The following is a 14,998-nucleotide window of genomic DNA, read 5'->3' as shown; positions in this document are numbered from 1 at the left end:
GGTGCGGGGCCGCCGGTCAGACGGTGGCCGGCGCGGCCTCGTCGACGAAGCGGCGGATGTCCGCGAGGGTGCGGTAGGCGGCCGGCTCCAGCGGGATGTCGTCCACCGGTATGCCGTACGTCTCCGATATCCAGGAGATGAGGCGGACCAGGCCGAGGCTGTTCACGACGGTGCTCTCGATGAGGTCGAAGTCGTCGGTCAGGTCCTCGGCGTCCTCGCCGGAGAGGAAGTCCTGGACGATGTAGTCGCGGATCGGGTCGGTGCCGGCGGTGCTCATCAGCGGTCTCCGTTCAGTCGGGTCTTCTTGATCGAGTTGCGGTCGGGCTTGCCGGTCGGGGTCTTCGGCAGCGGGGTGCCGGCGAGCGCGACCGAGCTGGGCACGGCGTGCCGCGGCAGGTGCTTCGCCGCGTACGCCCGCAGACCCAGCGAGCTGAGGGAGGTCCCGTCCCGGCGCACCACTTCGGCGTGCAGCCGGGTGCCGGCCTCGGGGCAGGGCAGGGCGACCACGCAGGCCTCGACGACGTCCGGGTGGCCGCCGAGGACGGTCTCGACCTCCAGGGTGTTGGTGCGCACGCCGCGCACCTTGACCTGGAAGTCGGTACGTCCCTGGAGGAAGTGGCGTCCGTCGGCGTCGCGGTGGACGAGGTCGCCGGTGCGGTAGAACATGGCGCCGCCGCCGCGCGGGTCGGGCATGAACGCGTGGGCGTTCCGGGCCTGTTCGAGGTATCCGCAGGTCTGGAAGGGGGTGTGGACCAGCAGTTCGCCGGTGCCGGGCCCCTGGAGGACTTCGGTGCCCTCGGGCCCGTCGATGAGCAGCACCGCCTCGGTGCCCCCGATCGGGGCGCCGATGGGCAGCGGGTGCACGAAGGCGTCCGGGTCGATGTCCTCGATGAAGCTGTCGTTGGTCTCCGTGCAGCCGAAGACGTTGTGGAAGCGGGCGTCCGGGCAGGCGGCGAACGCGTCCCGCAACCCCTGTTCGGAGACGGACTCCCCGGTGAACACGACCGTGCGGACCGCCGGGTAGCGGGCGTCGTCCGCGGCCAGGAGCCGGTGCAGCAGGGGCACCCCCTGGACCAGGGTCACCTCGTTGTCGCGGGTCAGCGCCCGCAGGTAGGCGGCGTCCCCGCTGGCCCCGGCGTCGGCCAGGACCACGGTGCCGCCGGCCCCCAGGACCGTCCAGACGTCGAGGAGGGCCAGGTCGAAGTTGAGCGGCGAGAAACTCAGCGCCCGGGTGGTCGTGTCGATCCCGAACTTCTCCGCGGCCCAGTCGCCGAAGCGGTCGAAGGCGTCGGTGCGGATGGGCACGAGCTTGGGGACGCCGGTGGACCCGGAGGTGGTGAGGGTCAGCAGCGACTCCTCGGGGTCGGGGGCGCTGAAACCCTCCGCGAGCGCGGGGTCGGTCTCCTCCCGCGACAGGGTCGCCCCGCCGCCGGGGACCGCGAGCGCGGTGAGCGGTCCGTGGGCCTGGGCGGTGAGCGTGGCCAGGGCGGCGGCGCCGAGGCTGGGCGACGGGACCAGGGTGTTGACCCCCCGGCGCCAGGCCGCCAGCAGCAGCGCGACGGTCTCCGGCGACTTGTGGGCCGGTACGCACAGGGCGCGGACGGATGGGAAGTCCACGCCGTCGAGGTCCGCGGCGGCCCGGCGGACCAGCCGCTCCAGGTCCGCGTAGGTGACCCGGGCGCCGGCGGCGACGAGCGCGGTGCTGTCGGGCTGTTCCTGCACATGTCTGCTGAATGCCTGCAACAGGCGAGGCGAAGGCAACGGATCCCCCCTCGGTGGATGGCGGTCTGGCCGGTCTGACTGGTCTGGCTCGTTCCACGGGTCTGACGGGTGGGGCGGGTGGGCCGGCTGGTTGATCCGGCCACGAGGAAGAATCTACGGGCCTTCATTTGCATGGTCAAGCAAATACTTCATACGTTCGTGTGGCCTGGGTCACAGCCCCGGAGGGTGGTCGTGGAGGCCCGAACATGCAAAGACGGCGGGAGGCCGGGTTACCCCGGACGCCTCCCGCCGTCTGGCGCGATCTCGTCAGGCGGCGCTGCGCAGCGCTTGCACCGCCCTGGCGAGCTGGTCGTCGGCGCTCGCGGTGTTGAGGGCCGAGCTGAGGACGTCGGCGTACGTGGCACGGGCTTCCTGGTAGCGCTTGCGGCCTTCTTCGGTGATGACGGCGAAGACGCCGCGCTTGTCGTCGGCGCAGCTGTCCTTGTAGGCGTAACCGGCGCCCTCCAGGCGTCCGACCAGGCGCGTCACCGAGCTCTGGCCCAGTCCGATGTGGTCCGCGAGCTCCTGCATCCGGCATTCGCCCTTCTCGGCCTGGGTGAGCGTCTCCAGGGCGCGGTACTCGGACAGTCCGACGCCGTAGCGGCGCTGGAGGGTGTGGGCGAGCTGGCGCTCCACGAAGGTGTGCAGGCCGAGGACGGCCTCCCACATGACCTGGTCGGAGGCGGCGCGTGGCTGTTGGTTGATCGTCATGGAACAGCTCCCCTTCTCGACTGCGATGACACCAAGATACATGCCTGTGCAATCATCTGGGGAGGGTCGGGGTGCGCAAGGAGCCGCCCTGGCCGATATTTATTTGTATAAGCAAGCAAAAGAGTCAGGGGGTCGCACCCTCCAGGGTGGAGCAGGCGTAGGCGGCGGAGACGAGCGTCATGTGCCGGTGCCAGCCGGGGAAGGAGCGGCCCTCGAAGTCGAGGAGGCCGAAGTCCTCGCCCATGCGGTGGACCGCCGCCGACGCCCCTCGGGGCGAGCGGGCCAGCTCCAGGAGTTCGGCCGGATGCCGGTCGGGGATGTTGGTCAGCCAGATCCGCCCCGGCCGGCCGCTGCCCGCGTCCCACTCCGCCATCAGCCGCCCCGGCCCGCGGGTGCGCTCGCCGTCCGGGCGCAGCCCGTGCACGGTCGTCCCGTGCGAGACGACGTGCCGGCCCGCCCCCGCCGGGTGCCGGACGCCCCGGCGCAGCAGCAGGCCGCGCGCCGACTCCTTCTCGCCCGGCGGCACTTCGGGCCCGCCTAGGGCGGTCTGGCCCGGGACGGCGAGCAGGAAGGGGTGCCCGCCGCCCTGGAGCCGCTGCACCAGCGGGTCGACGTCGCACAGGGTGGTCAGGTCGGCCACCACCGGCGCCGTGTTCCCGTCGGACCACGACGTCATCTCCCGTACCAGGGACAGGGCGTGGTCCCACAGGGGCTGGGGCCGGGTCGTGGCGGGGATCTTCGCCCGGTCGCGCACGGCCTCGTCGTGGGTGAAGCGGGGCGGCAGGAACAGCTGCCAGTCGACCGGGACGTGGGCCCGGCCGACGTCCAGGAACAGGCCCATGCCCAGCTGGCAGTTGACGGTGCGCCCGGACTCGGGGAGGAAGCGCTGGTGCACCCCGGGTGAGCGGTCCCCCCGCTTGGGCAGCACGGCCGGCGCCAGGGTCCAGGCGCGCACGGGCAGGGAACGGGCGGCCCAGCGGGCCAACTCGCCGCGCGCCGGGGCCCATTCCCACGGGCTGGCGTTGACGAACTGGTGCAGGGACGTCGAGGCCGCCTCCGAACCGGTCACCACGGCCGCCATGCGGCGCACGGTCTTCTTCCCGTGGGTGCGCAGGAGCCCCTGCAGGTACACCTGGCCCCAACGCTGCTGGTCGGAGCGGTGCAAATGGCCGAACAGGAGCCGGGGCAAGTCGCCCAGTGGCCGGCTCGCCGTCATGTCGGGCGTTTCGTGCATCGTCGTCACTGCGGGTCCCTCCCAGGTGAGCGTCGCTCAGCAGACTAACAAACATAGAGAATGTTCGTTATATTTCTACGGGAGACAACGACTACTTGCCGAGGTCCAAGGAGAAGGCGCATGCAGGAACGGGCGGCCAGGACGCGTCGGACCGTGTTGGAGGCGGCTGCCGAGGAGTTCGCCGAGCACGGGTACGAGGGCGCTTCGCTCCAGGGAGTGGCCTGGCGGGCGGCCACCTCCATCGGCGCTCTGACGTTCCACTTCCGGAACAAGACCGCCCTGGCCGAGGAGGTGCGCGCGATCGGGTCCGCCCGGTTCTCCCGCTGCGTCGACGAACTCACGCCATCCACCGACCCGTTGAGGGACCTGCGCGTCCTGATCGGCACGCTGGCCCAGGTGGCGCGCGAGGACTCCTTCGTCCGCGCCGCGCGCCGGCTGGAGGCCAACGCAGCCGAGGGCGTACCGCCGTTGGCCGAAACCTGGCTGCCCGTGCTCCGCGCCCTGCTCGACCGGGCCCACGGCGCCCGCCGACTGCGCCCCGGCGTGGCGCCCGAGGAGGCGGTGGCGATGCTGGCGCACTTCGCGGAGGGGGCGATGGCCGCGAACGGCACGACCCGGGAGGTGGTGTGGGACTCGGTCTGGGACGTCCTCCTGCACGGCCTCGCCGCGGACGGCCCCGGCCCGGGGGCCGCCCCGCCCGGCCTGGCGGCGGCGGAACCGGGCGGGGCCTGACCGTCCGGGCGGCGCCCGGCCGGTGCCCGGCGGCCTCAGGGCGCCTCCCGTACCGCCCGCTCCACCGCGTCCGCCACCTCGTCCAGGACCCGCGCCCCCGGGTCCGCCGTCAGCCGGCTGCGGACCCACGCGGCCCCGGTCCTGGCCTGGGGCCACGCCTGGTAGGCGATGCCGCCGGGGCCCTGGTGGCCGAAGGCCCCGGCGCGGACGGCCGGGTGGAGGCCCTCGTCGAGGAGTTGGAGGCCCCCCTCGCCGTACGCGCTGACCCCGCCGAGCAGCGGGTCCAGCCCCTCGACCCAGAAGCTCCGCGCCTGGTCGAGCGTGCGCCGCGACAGCAGCAGCGGCTCCTCGCCCGGGGCCCGTACGGCGTCGGCGGCCAGGACGCCCTGGAGCCGGGCCAGCCCCCGGGCGGAGGCGTACGCCCCGAGCGAGGGGACGAGCGCGTACCGCCGCCGGGTCTCGTTCCAGACCCCGGCGTCCGGGGGGAACGGGGACGGGTTGTTCCACACCCGCCCGAACAGGTCCGCCGCGCCGCCGTCCGGACCGCCGTCCGGCGCCGGGAAGCGGGCGCGGAAGTCCGGGTCGTACGAGATGCGGGCGGCGTGCGGCAGCTGGTCGGGGACCAGGCCGAAGTGGACGTCCAGGCCCAGCGGACCGGCGATCTCCTCCAGGAAGAACAGGTCGAGGTCGCGGCCGTCGACCCGGCGGACCACCTCGGCGACGATCCACCCCGCGGTCCACGGCCCGTGCAGCACCCCGCCGGCCCGGGGGTCCTCCTCCAGGCTGTGCAGTTCGAGCAGCGCGGCCATCATGCGCGGGTTCTCGACGTCCCGCTGGTCGAGGCCCGCCACCATGCCCGGCAGCCGGGCGGTGAACGTCAGCACGTCCCGCAGCGTCACCTTGCCCTTGCCGCGCACCGCGAACTCCGGCCAGTAGTCCGCGACGGGCCGGTCCAGGGCGAGCGCCCCCATGTCGGCGAGGAGCAGGACCGCCGTGGCCAGGACGGAGTGGGAGCCGGTCAGCAGCGGTTCGAGGGTGTCGCCGGTCCACGGGGCGCCGGTGACCGGGTCGGCGGTGCCGTGCCACAGGTCGACGACCAGTTCCCCTTCCCGTACGACCGCCAGCGCGGCCCCCTGGGAACCGGGCGGGCCCGACTCCCGGCAGGCCCGTTCGAAGCAGTGGCGCACCGAGGCGAACCCGGGTGCGGTGGTTCCGTGGACGCCGGCCGTCGCCGCCCGTGGCCGTGGCCTCGGGAGGACCCGCCGTACCAGAGAGGTCGTCATGTCAGGAACTCCATAAGTGGTGGAGGGTCGGGAACAGCGGTGCGGGGGCGGTCCGGGGCCGGTTCACGTCTCCGGCGCACCCGCCGGGTAGGGCAGGAACTCCAGGTCGGTCAGGTCCTGTTCGGTCAGCCGGACCCGGTCGCCGCCGAGGTTCTCCGCGAGGTGGTAGGACGCCCTCGTGCCGGGCAGCGGCACCACGTGGTCGCCGAGCCGCAGCAGCCACGCCAGGGCGACCTGCGCGGGGGTCGCCTCGTGCCGGGCGGCCACCTGGGCGACGGCCTGGGTGAGCGCGTGGTTGTGGCGGATGGCCCGGGGCGCGAAGCGGGGCTGGGTGCGCCGCCAGTCGTCCGGGGGCAGGTCGTCGTGGCGGGACAGCGCACCGGCCAGCAGCCCCCGGCCGAGCGGGGCGCCGGCCAGCAGGGCGATCCGGCGCTCCACCGCGTACGGCACGACGTCGTCGAGACCGCAGCGGGTGAACAGCGACACCTCAGCCGCCATCGCCGCCGCCTCGTGCACGGCTTCGGCCTCGCGCGCCTCCTGCACGGTGACGACGGGCAGCCCCAGCATGCGGATCTTGCCCGCCCAGACCTGTTCCGCCAGCGCGCCCCAGCTCTCCTCCAGCGGTACGCCGGGGTCGACGCGGCGCAGCAGGTAGAGGTCGATGTGGTCCACGTGCAGCCGGCGCAGGCTCTCGTCGACCGCGTCCCGCAGCGCCTGCGGGCCGCCCGCGGGCCGCAGCCCACCGTCCGGGTCGCCGAGCAGGCCGCCGCCGGTGCAGAGCACCACCTCGTCCCGCCTGCCGCGGATGGCCTCGCCGATCAGCCGCTCGTTGTCCCCGGCCGCGTACGCTCCGGCCGTCTCCAGCAGGTTGACCCCGAGGTCCATCGCCTCCTGGACCAGCGAGACCGCCTTGGTCCGGTCGCGCTGGCCCGGGGCGTAGCGGTACGAGAGCCCCATGGCGCCCAGTCCGAGCCGTCCGACGACCGGCCCGTCCCTGCCCAGTGTTGTGGTCCGCATCCCGCGGAACTCCCTTCTCCACAGAGGAAAGCGACCACTCCATAGCAACAGCCCGGGGGCGTCGGGGGACAGCAACCCATGGCGACTTGCCGACCTCCGACGACTTCGGGAAGTCGGCGGGGCCCGTCCGGGGCGGCCTTCCGGCCCGGGCGGGCCCTACGGGCGCGGGGCGGTGATGCGGGCGATCGCCTCGACCGTGAGGGCCCGCTCGTGGGGCTCGGTCTCCAGGGCGCGGTGGATGGACAGCCCCTCGATGAGCGCGTCGAGCTGACGGGCGGTGGCCGGGTCGAAATGCCACTCCAGGGCGCGGCGGCTGCGGCCCATCCAGGTGCGGGTCAGCTCGCGGTAGGCGGGCCGGCGCGCGGCGAGGGTGTACAGCTCGTGGGTGAGGATCAGCTCGCGCTGGTTGCCGCCGGAGAGGTGGTGGACGAGGTCGGCGACGGCCTCGCGCGCCTCCTCGGGGGTGTGCGCCGCGCCGAGGCGCTCCTCGAAGACGGCGACGATCGTGCCGGAGAACCGGGTGAACGCCTCGTGCAGCAACGCGTCCATGCCGGAGAAGTGGTACGTCATCGAGCCCAGCGGCACGCCCGCGCGGGCGGCGACCTTGCGGTGCGAGACGCCCGCGACGCCCGCCTCGACGATGAGGTCGAGCGTGGCGTCGATGATGCGGTCCCGCCGCTCGGGGTCGGTGCGCCCGGTCGCCACGTGACGCCCTCCTCGGTCGGCTCGGTCCTCGTCGCAGCATAGAGCGGCGCAGGCGAGTGTACGAACGTACGCTTTGGAGCGTACGCTCGTACGCCTGCACGTCCGTTCCCGCCCGCACGCTCCCGTGCCCACCCGTCTGCCGAGGCGCCGCTCCGTGAAGAACCCGCAGGTCATCGACGTCACCACCCGCCGCTGGCGCGCCGCGCTCTTTCTCTTCATGCTCGCCACCGGGGTGAGTATGGCGTCCTGGGTGGCCCGGACCCCGGCCGTCCGGGACGCGCTGGAGGTGTCCACGGGCGCGATGGGGCTGGTGCTGTTCGGGCTTTCGGTCGGGTCGATGGCGGGCGTGCTGGTCTCCGGCGCCCTGGTGCGCCGGCACGGCGGGCGGCTGGTGATCGCCGCCGGAGCGGCGCTGCTGGTGGCCGGGCTGCTGGTGGTCGCCGGGGGCGCGGCGCTGGAGGTGTCCGGCGGGGTGTTCGCCGGGCTCGCGCTGTTCGGGGCCGGGATGGGCCTGGCGGAGGTGGCGTTCAACATCGAGGGCGCGGCCGTCGAGCGGGCGGTGGGCCGGCCGATCCTGCCGGTGCTGCACGGCTGCTTCAGCCTGGGGACCGTGATCGGCGCGCTGCTGGGGATGGGGCTGACGGCGGTCGGCTTCCCCGTCGGCCGGCACCTGGCGGTGGTCGCCCTCGCCGTCGCGGCGGCCGGGGCGTGGACCGTACGGGCGCTACCGGCGGGGACGGGGCGCGAGGAACCGGAGACCGGCGACGGCGGCAGGCGGGGCGGGGGGCTGCGGGCGCAGGCGGCGGTCTGGCGGGACCGGCGGCTGGTGCTGATCGGCCTGATCGTGCTGGCCACGGCCTTCGCGGAGGGCTCGGCCAACGACTGGTTGCCGCTGCTGATGGTGGACGGGCACGGGACGAGTGCGACAGCCGGTTCGCTGACGTTCATGCTGTTCGCGGTGGCGATGACGACGGGCCGGTTCGCGGGCGGGCCGTTGCTGGTGCGGTACGGGCCCGCGGCCGTGGTCCGGGCCAGCGCGGTGGTGGCGGCGGTCGGCGTGGCCCTGGTCGTCTTCTCCTCCAGCGCGCTGCTCGCCGGGGTGGCGGTGGTGCTGTGGGGGCTGGGCGCCTCGCTGGGCTTCCCGGTCACCGTCTCGGCGGCGGGGGAGGGCGTGCGGAACGCTTCGGCCCGGGTGGCGGCGGTCTCGACGGCGGGTTACGCGGCTTTCCTGGTCGGCCCGCCGTCGCTGGGCTTCCTGGCCGACCACGTGGGCCTGCGGAACGCGATGGTGGTGGTGCTCGTGCTGCTGGGCGGCGCGTCGCTGATCACCGGGGCGCTGCGGACCCCGGCGAGCGGGGCGGCTGCGGGGGCCCTCCCCGGCGCGGGCCCGGGGCCGGAGCCGGAGCCGAAGCCCGGGGCGGGCGTGGACGACGGCGCGGTTCCGGGCGGTGGCGCGGGCGCGCGGTCGGCGGCCGGTACGGCTGCGGGGCCCGTCCCCGACGCCGTTACGGGGGCGGAGCCCGGTACGGCCGTGCGGCCGGCCCCCGCCGCGAGGGCGGAGCCGGCCGCGGACGGGGGCGCGGAGAACGGCGGCGTCAGCCGAGGTGCTTCCGGAAGAACTCCGTGAGCTTGGCGACGGCGGGCGTGACGTACGCGTCGCGGTCGTACAGGTCCACGTGGCTGGCGCCCTCGACCAGGAACAGCTCGGCGTTGCCGGGGCTGTCGGCGACCGCCTTCTCGGAGAACCCGCGGGTCACCGCCTCGGTGCCGGCGATCATGAGCAGCGGACGGGGGGCGATCTTCGCCACGTCGGCGAAGGAGTCGAACTGGTCGAGCAGGTCGGCGCTGCGGACGACCACGTCACCCGTGGAGCGCGGGTGGTGACCACGCGGCGTCTTGTAGTAGTCGACGAAGTCGGCGGTCGGCGCCGGGGTGTCGGCGTCGGCCTTCTCCGGCAGCACCGCGAAGGTGACCGCGGGCTCGCCCGCCGCCTCGGCGCTGCGCAGCTCACCCGAGCGGGCCACCATCTGCTGCCAGCCCTCGGGGTCGCCCTCGCGGAAGAAGCTGGGCACATCGGTGCCGGACACGCCGGCCACGGCCTTCATGCGGTGGTCGGTCTGGGCGGCGTAGGGCACGTAGGCGCCCGAGCCGCACACGCCCATCACACCGATGCGGTCGGCGTCGATCTCGGGCCGGGTGGTGAGGTAGGAGACCGCCGCACGGAAGTCCTCGGCGCGCTGGAAGGGGTCCTCCAGGCCGCGGGGCATGCCTTCGGACTCGCCCTGGAAGGCGGCGTCGAAGGTCAGGACGGCGAACCCCTCGGCGACCAGCCGCTCGGCGTACACCGCCGGGGACTGCTCCTTGACGCCGGTCGTCTGGTGGCCGACGACGATCGCGGCGAGCGGGCCGTCGGCGTCCTCGGGGAGGTAGAGGTGGCCTGCGAGCTGGAGGCCGTTGGTCGGGAAGCGGACGTCGGTCCTCATGTCGTTCTCCTGACGGGGTCGTGGGGGGCGGCCGGTGATCCGCGGCCTGCAACCACTCTCCGGCCGGGCGGGGGGCGGGGAGAAGGTCGGGCGGCTTCCTAGGAAGGATCTGTCCCAGGCAGAGGGCGGGCACCACTGCCATGCTGGGTCCATGACCGGTTCCGCGCATCTTCGTGAGCTGGGCGAACTGCTCAAGCACCGCCGGGGGGAGCTCACCCCGGCGCAGGTGGGGCTGCCCGAACGCGCCCACACCCAGCGCCGCGTCCGGGGGCTGCGCCGCGAGGAGGTGGCCGAGCTGACCGCGATCAGCACCGACTACTACGTGCGCATCGAGCAGGGCCGTCTCGCGCCCTCGCAGCCGGTGCTCGACGCGCTGGTGCGGGCGCTGCGGCTCGACGGCGACCAGCGGGCCTACGCGGAGGGGCTGATCGACCAGGCCGCCCGCGCGGGGAGCCGCCGCGCCGCGCCGCGCCGACGGGCCCGGCCCACGGTCCACCCGCACCTGGCGCGGCTCCTGGGCCAGCTCGGCGGGACGCCCGCCCTCGTCTTCGGGCCACGCCTCGACATCCTCGCGTGGAACCCGCTGGCGGCGGCGCTCCTGTGCGACTTCGGGGCCGTGCCGGAGGCCGAGCGCAACTACGTCCGCATGGTCTTCCTCGACCCGGTGATGCGGGAGGTCTACCCGGAGTGGGAGGACGTCGCCCGCACGTGCGTGGAAGTGCTGCGGATGGAGGCCGGCACCAACCCGGACGATCCGGCCCTGACCGCTCTGGTGGGCGAACTGTCCGTGGCGGACCGGCACTTCCGGGTCTGGTGGGCCGAACACCGCGTCGCCCATCAGGACTTCGGCAACAAGCGCATCGCCCACCCCGGGGTCGGCGAGCTCACCCTCGACTGGGACACCTTCCGCTACGCCGGAGCGCCGGAACAGCAACTCGTGCTCTGGTCCGCCGAACCGGGCACCGTGGACGCGGAACGGCTGGCGGAACTGGCCCGCGGGTGCGAGGAGGGGCCGGTGACCGCGGTGCCGAGGAGTGACCGCGGCGCCGGCGGGCGCTCGTGACACGTGGCGGGACGGCCGCGGCGCCTCCGGGCGGCCGTGGTGCGCCGCCGGAGGGCCACGGCGCCGCCCGGCGGCGTCAGCCCGCCTCGGTGTAGATCAGGCCCGCGCTCGTCCCGGGTCCGTCCTGTCCCGCGCCCGTCCCGGGTCCACCGGGGTTCCCGAAGCCTCCGGTGTGTTCAGGCCCTCCGGGGTTTCCGGGGCCTCCGCGTCGAGCAACTCCACCGCGTGGCAGCCGGGTCGGGCGGGGAGCCAGGGCTCGTCCTCACCCGCCGGACGGAGTGGAAGCGCCCCGGTCCGCGGCGGTCAAGGCGTCCAGGGCCTCCGACAGGCGTTCCAGCGCGGTCACCGTCCCGGCCAGGTCCTCCGCCCCCACCTCCCCCGCCAGCCGCGCGGCGAACTCCGCGTGGGGCGGCCCGATCCGGGCCACCGCGTCACGCCCCGCCTCCGTCACCCGCAACAGCTTCGCGCGCCGATGGGCCGGGTTCTCCGCGTACTCCGCGAGACCCCGCTCGACCAGCAGGTCCGCGATCCGCTGCACGCTCTGCCGGGTGATGCCCATCGTCCGGGCGATCCCCGCCACCGGTGACGGCTCCACCAGCACCGCTCCCAGCACCTGCCACCACGCCGAGGTGAGCCCCCCCGGCCGCGCCAACTCGTCGGCCACCGACAGGAACTGGCCGTTCAGCCGGAACACCGTCAGCGCCGCGCGGCTCAGCAACTCCTGATCGGACGGAACGCGCCCCGCACCCTCGCTACTCACCCTGCAACACCTCGTACGCGCTCGCGTCCGAATCGTGGAACAGCCGGTACCACGCGTCCAGCTTCTTCGCGTCGTACACCCCGAGCAGCCCGAACACCTCCCGCGCGAACGCCACCGGCTCCGTCGGCCCGGCCGTGACCAGGCTCCCGGCCCCGCCCGCCCCGGCGTCCGTGACCGCGTCCGCCTCCACGTACCGCCCGCCGCCCGCATACCCGGTCGCCGCGAGGTAGAAGGAGACCGCGCTCGTGTGCGCCCGGTCGTCCAGCAGCCCTTCCCGGGCCAGCCCGGCCGTCGCCCCGCAGATCGCCGCGACCGGCGTCCCCGCCTCCAGGAACTCCCGGGCCGTCCGTGCGAACGGGGTCAGCGTCTCGCCCGTGTCCCAGCCGGACGCGCCGGTCAGGATCAGCAACGCGCTGTCCCGCGCCCGTAGTTCGTCCAGCGCCAGGTCGGGCTGGACGCGCAGGCCGCCCATGGTCGTCACCGGCTCCCGGGAGAGCCCCACGGTCCGCACGGTGTAGCCGTTCTGCGTGAGATGGGCGGTCGTGTACCCCGTCTCCCAGTCGGCGAAGGTGTCGTAAACGGCGAGATGCACGGTCCCGGCGCTGCTGCTGGACATGATGGCCTCCTCGGCTTGATGACAGAAGGCTGTCATTTGGACAGTATGCTGTCAATGGGAGAGGGCGGGCGGGAGGCGACACCTTGCCGAACCATCCGGCCCAGGCCGTACAAGGTGGCCATGGAGGCCGCCCCCCGCCAGCACTTACGCTCGGCCGCATGACCCCTCATGCCCCTCATGCCCCGTACGCCGACCCCGCGGCCGGTGCGGCCGTGAAGGCCGCGGACCGCGCGCACGTGTTCCACTCCTGGTCCGCCCAGGGCCTCATCGATCCGCTCGCCGTCGCCGGCGCCGAGGGGTCCTACTTCTGGGACTACGACGGCAACCGCTACCTGGACTTCACCAGCGGGCTCGTCTACACCAACATCGGCTACCAGCACCCGACCGTGATCGCCGCGATCCAGGAACAGGCGGGCAGGCTGGCCACCTTCGCGCCCGCGTTCGCGGTCGAGGCGCGTTCCGAGGCCGCGCGCCTCATCGCCGAGCGCACCCCGGGCGACCTGGACAAGATCTTCTTCACCAACGGCGGGGCGGAGGCCGTCGAGAACGCCGTCCGCATGGCCCGGCTGCACACCGGGCGCACCAAGGTGCTCTCCGCCTACCGCTCGTACCACGGCGGGACCTCCACCGCGATCAACCTCACCGGCGACCCGCGCCGCTGGCCCTCCGACAACGGCTCGGCGGGCGTCGTCCGCTTCTGGGCCCCGTTCCTCTACCGCTCCCCGTTCCACGCCGCCGACGAGGCCGAGGAGTGCGCCCGCGCCCTCCAGCACCTGGAGGACACCCTCGCCTTCGAGGGGCCGGCCACCATCGCCGCGATCATCCTGGAGACCATCCCGGGCACCGCCGGCATCATGCCCCCGCCGCCGGGCTACCTGGCGGGCGTGCGCGAGATCTGCGACCGGTACGGGATCGTCTTCGTGCTCGACGAGGTGATGGCCGGATTCGGCCGCACCGGCGCGTGGTTCGCCGCCGACCACTTCGGCGTCGTGCCGGACCTGCTGACCTTCGCCAAGGGCGTCAACTCCGGTTACGTACCGCTCGGCGGCGTCGCGATCAGCGCCGAGATCGCCGCCACCTTCGAGACCCGCCCCTACCCCGGCGGCCTCACCTACTCCGGCCACCCGCTGGCCTGTGCGGCGGCCGTCGCCACCATCGGCGTGATGGAGGACGAGAAGGTCGTCGAGCACGCGGCCCGGATCGGCGAGACGGTCCTCGGCCCCGGCCTGCGCGACCTCGCCGCCCGCCACCCCTCGGTCGGCGAGGTCCGCGGCCTCGGCGCGTTCTGGGCGCTGGACCTGGTCCGCGACCGGGAGACCCGCGAACCGCTCGTGCCGTACAACGCCGCGGGCGAGGCCAACGCCCCGATGGCGGCCTTCGGCGCGGCGGCGAAGAAGGAAGGGCTGTGGCCGTTCGTCAACATGAACCGGACCCACGCCGTCCCCGCCTGCAACGTCTCCGAGGCCGAGGTCCAGGAGGGGCTCGCGGCCCTGGACGTCGCCCTCTCCGTCGCGGACACGTACACGGTGGAGGCCGGCAAGGGCGCGTAGCGCGCGCGGGGGCGACCGGGCCGGGCGCACAGGACGCCCGGCCCGCCGGAACCGCCTGCCGGGTCCGCCCCTCGGAATCACCCTCCGGAACCGCCCGCCGGGCCCGCCCCGGCCCGCACTCCGCGTAGTCGCCCTTGTACGCAGCCGTACCCGCCTGTCCGCAGCCGCACCCGTCCCGCCGTGCCCGGAATCGGGCACGGCGGGGCTCTGGCTTAAGGTGACCCGAGCCAGAAGTGCCCCCCGCCGGAAACGGCCGGTGAACGGGGCGGACAGGGGCGGACAGGGGCGTACGGATGGGGGCCGGGATGGGGCCGGGTGGGGGCGTGACGCGCAACACCCTGCGCCGGCAGATCGCCGACGCGCTGCGTGACGAGGTGGTCGCGGGACGGCTCCCACCGGGCCGGGGGTTCACCGTGAAGCAGATCGCCGAGCAGTACGGGGTCTCCGCGACCCCCGTCCGCGAGGCGCTCTTCGACCTCTCCGCGCAGGGGCTGCTCGTCTCCGACCAGCACCGGGGATTCCAGGTGCGCGAGTTCACCGTCGCCGACTACCGCGCGATGGCCGAGGCCCGCGCCCTCGTCGTCGACGGACTCTTCCGCGACCCCGCCGAGCAGGTCGCCGTCCGGCCCGAGGCGCTCGCCCCGATCCGCCGCCGGGCCGCGGAGGCGGTCCGCGCCGCGAAGGGCGGCGACCTCGATGTGCTGATCGGCTACGACCTGAGGTTCTGGCGGGAGCTGGGGCAGTTCGTCCGCAACCCGCACATCGCCGACTTCCTCACCCGGCTCCGCGTCCAGGCATGGGTGTTCGCCGTGCACCGGCTGCGCCGCGACGGCGGGGACGAGGACGTGCTGTGGTTCGGCCACGAGGAGCTGGTCGAGGCCATCGGCCGGGGCGACCGCGAGGGGGTCCGGGCCGGGATGCACGCGTACTACGGCCACGCGCTGGCCTGGGCGGAGCGCCTGGAGGCGCAGGAGGCCCGGGAGGCCGAGGCGGAGCCGCCCGGGGCGCCGGGGCACTGTGCGTGAGGTTCGCCCCGCATTAGGCTGTTCCGACGATCGCCGAAACCGTGGGAGAGCGAGACTT

15 protein-coding genes are annotated in these 14,998 nt (G+C 74.2%); 5 read left to right on the top strand and 10 right to left on the bottom strand.

All coding sequences use genetic code 11. The features are described 5' to 3' along the window. Positions 1–16: 16 nt before the first annotated feature. The 4 genes from ACH4K1_RS28715 to ACH4K1_RS28700 all read right to left on the bottom strand — a co-directional run bounded on the left by ACH4K1_RS28715 (position 17) and on the right by ACH4K1_RS28700 (position 3,706). On the bottom strand, positions 17–277 hold the full coding sequence (locus ACH4K1_RS28715) for a phosphopantetheine-binding protein (protein WP_398092483.1): 261 nt from the start codon (positions 275–277) through the stop codon (positions 17–19). Then, positions 277–1,761: an AMP-binding protein gene (locus ACH4K1_RS28710; protein ID WP_398092482.1), complete on the bottom strand. Its 1,485-nt coding sequence runs from the start codon at positions 1,759–1,761 to the stop codon at positions 277–279. Before ACH4K1_RS28710 ends, ACH4K1_RS28715 begins: the two co-directional genes overlap by 1 nt. A gap of 267 nt (positions 1,762–2,028) precedes the next feature. Then, positions 2,029–2,472 carry a MarR family winged helix-turn-helix transcriptional regulator gene (locus ACH4K1_RS28705; protein WP_228994494.1) on the bottom strand — a complete coding sequence of 148 codons (444 nt, stop codon included), beginning with the start codon at positions 2,470–2,472 and terminating at the stop codon, positions 2,029–2,031. A gap of 124 nt (positions 2,473–2,596) precedes the next feature. After that, entirely contained in the window at positions 2,597–3,706 is a 1,110-nt protein-coding gene (locus tag ACH4K1_RS28700) for an IS701 family transposase (RefSeq protein ID WP_398092502.1), read from the bottom strand. A 120-nt stretch (positions 3,707–3,826) separates the two neighbouring features. Between ACH4K1_RS28700 and ACH4K1_RS28695 the strand changes: the two genes are divergently transcribed. After that, positions 3,827–4,438, top strand: a complete 612-nt coding sequence (locus ACH4K1_RS28695) for a TetR family transcriptional regulator (RefSeq protein ID WP_398092481.1) — start codon at positions 3,827–3,829, stop codon at positions 4,436–4,438. Between the two features lie 35 nt (positions 4,439–4,473). Here ACH4K1_RS28695 and ACH4K1_RS28690 read toward each other — a convergent pair whose 3' ends face one another. From ACH4K1_RS28690 to ACH4K1_RS28680, 3 genes are all read right to left on the bottom strand, one after another. Beyond that, complete coding sequence (locus tag ACH4K1_RS28690; protein ID WP_398092480.1) at positions 4,474–5,721, bottom strand: serine hydrolase domain-containing protein; 1,248 nt, start codon at positions 5,719–5,721, stop codon at positions 4,474–4,476. 63 nt (positions 5,722–5,784) lie between these two features. Further along, positions 5,785–6,738, bottom strand: coding sequence for an aldo/keto reductase (locus tag ACH4K1_RS28685; RefSeq protein WP_398092479.1), 954 nt, complete (start codon positions 6,736–6,738; stop codon positions 5,785–5,787). A 156-nt stretch (positions 6,739–6,894) separates the two neighbouring features. Continuing rightward, positions 6,895–7,443: a TetR/AcrR family transcriptional regulator gene (locus ACH4K1_RS28680; protein ID WP_398092478.1), complete on the bottom strand. Its 549-nt coding sequence runs from the start codon at positions 7,441–7,443 to the stop codon at positions 6,895–6,897. A 154-nt stretch (positions 7,444–7,597) separates the two neighbouring features. On the opposite strand from ACH4K1_RS28680, the gene ACH4K1_RS28675 reads away from it, so the two are divergent. Further along, positions 7,598–9,070 (top strand): MFS transporter, encoded by a 1,473-nt coding sequence (locus tag ACH4K1_RS28675; protein WP_398092477.1) that lies wholly within the window; start codon positions 7,598–7,600, stop codon positions 9,068–9,070. Here ACH4K1_RS28675 and ACH4K1_RS28670 read toward each other — a convergent pair. Then, positions 9,039–9,926, bottom strand: coding sequence for an alpha/beta hydrolase (locus tag ACH4K1_RS28670; RefSeq protein WP_398092476.1), 888 nt, complete (start codon positions 9,924–9,926; stop codon positions 9,039–9,041). The two genes, ACH4K1_RS28675 and ACH4K1_RS28670, sit on opposite strands and share 32 nt — an antisense overlap. Positions 9,927–10,077: 151 nt before the next feature. On the opposite strand from ACH4K1_RS28670, the gene ACH4K1_RS28665 reads away from it, so the two are divergent. Beyond that, positions 10,078–10,989 (top strand): helix-turn-helix domain-containing protein, encoded by a 912-nt coding sequence (locus ACH4K1_RS28665; RefSeq protein ID WP_398092475.1) that lies wholly within the window; start codon positions 10,078–10,080, stop codon positions 10,987–10,989. Between the two features lie 262 nt (positions 10,990–11,251). On the opposite strand, the gene ACH4K1_RS28660 is transcribed toward ACH4K1_RS28665, so the two are convergent. Both ACH4K1_RS28660 and ACH4K1_RS28655 read right to left on the bottom strand, forming a co-directional pair. Continuing rightward, the gene (locus tag ACH4K1_RS28660; RefSeq protein ID WP_398092474.1) at positions 11,252–11,749 is read right to left on the bottom strand and encodes a MarR family winged helix-turn-helix transcriptional regulator; all 498 of its coding nucleotides are present in this window, start codon (positions 11,747–11,749) and stop codon (positions 11,252–11,254) included. After that, entirely contained in the window at positions 11,742–12,365 is a 624-nt protein-coding gene (locus tag ACH4K1_RS28655; RefSeq protein WP_398092473.1) for a DJ-1/PfpI family protein, read from the bottom strand. Before ACH4K1_RS28655 ends, ACH4K1_RS28660 begins: the two co-directional genes overlap by 8 nt. Positions 12,366–12,523: 158 nt before the next feature. Between ACH4K1_RS28655 and ACH4K1_RS28650 the strand changes: the two genes are divergently transcribed. Further along, complete coding sequence (locus tag ACH4K1_RS28650; protein WP_398092472.1) at positions 12,524–13,915, top strand: aspartate aminotransferase family protein; 1,392 nt, start codon at positions 12,524–12,526, stop codon at positions 13,913–13,915. A 305-nt stretch (positions 13,916–14,220) separates the two neighbouring features. Then, positions 14,221–14,940, top strand: coding sequence for a GntR family transcriptional regulator (locus tag ACH4K1_RS28645; protein WP_398092471.1), 720 nt, complete (start codon positions 14,221–14,223; stop codon positions 14,938–14,940). Positions 14,941–14,998: the final 58 nt, after the last annotated feature.

The sequence above is a fragment of the Streptomyces sp. NPDC017448 genome (genome assembly GCF_044330565.1).
Taxonomy (GTDB): domain Bacteria; phylum Actinomycetota; class Actinomycetes; order Streptomycetales; family Streptomycetaceae; genus Streptomyces.
The sequence above is the reverse complement of the archived record's forward strand: the minus strand, read 5'-3'. Positions and strand labels throughout refer to the sequence as shown.

Coding starts and splice junctions, on each gene's coding strand:
- ACH4K1_RS28715 (WP_398092483.1), bottom strand. CDS start 277: ATGAGCACCGCCGGCACCGACCCGATCCGCGACTACATCGTCCAGGAC.
- ACH4K1_RS28705 (WP_228994494.1), bottom strand. CDS start 2,472: ATGACGATCAACCAACAGCCACGCGCCGCCTCCGACCAGGTCATGTGG.
- ACH4K1_RS28700 (WP_398092502.1), bottom strand. CDS start 3,706: ATGCACGAAACGCCCGACATGACGGCGAGCCGGCCACTGGGCGACTTG.
- ACH4K1_RS28695 (WP_398092481.1), top strand. CDS start 3,827: ATGCAGGAACGGGCGGCCAGGACGCGTCGGACCGTGTTGGAGGCGGCT.
- ACH4K1_RS28690 (WP_398092480.1), bottom strand. CDS start 5,721: ATGACGACCTCTCTGGTACGGCGGGTCCTCCCGAGGCCACGGCCACGG.
- ACH4K1_RS28685 (WP_398092479.1), bottom strand. CDS start 6,738: ATGCGGACCACAACACTGGGCAGGGACGGGCCGGTCGTCGGACGGCTC.
- ACH4K1_RS28670 (WP_398092476.1), bottom strand. CDS start 9,926: ATGAGGACCGACGTCCGCTTCCCGACCAACGGCCTCCAGCTCGCAGGC.
- ACH4K1_RS28665 (WP_398092475.1), top strand. CDS start 10,078: ATGACCGGTTCCGCGCATCTTCGTGAGCTGGGCGAACTGCTCAAGCAC.
- ACH4K1_RS28655 (WP_398092473.1), bottom strand. CDS start 12,365: ATGTCCAGCAGCAGCGCCGGGACCGTGCATCTCGCCGTTTACGACACC.
- ACH4K1_RS28650 (WP_398092472.1), top strand. CDS start 12,524: ATGACCCCTCATGCCCCTCATGCCCCGTACGCCGACCCCGCGGCCGGT.
- ACH4K1_RS28645 (WP_398092471.1), top strand. CDS start 14,221: ATGGGGCCGGGTGGGGGCGTGACGCGCAACACCCTGCGCCGGCAGATC.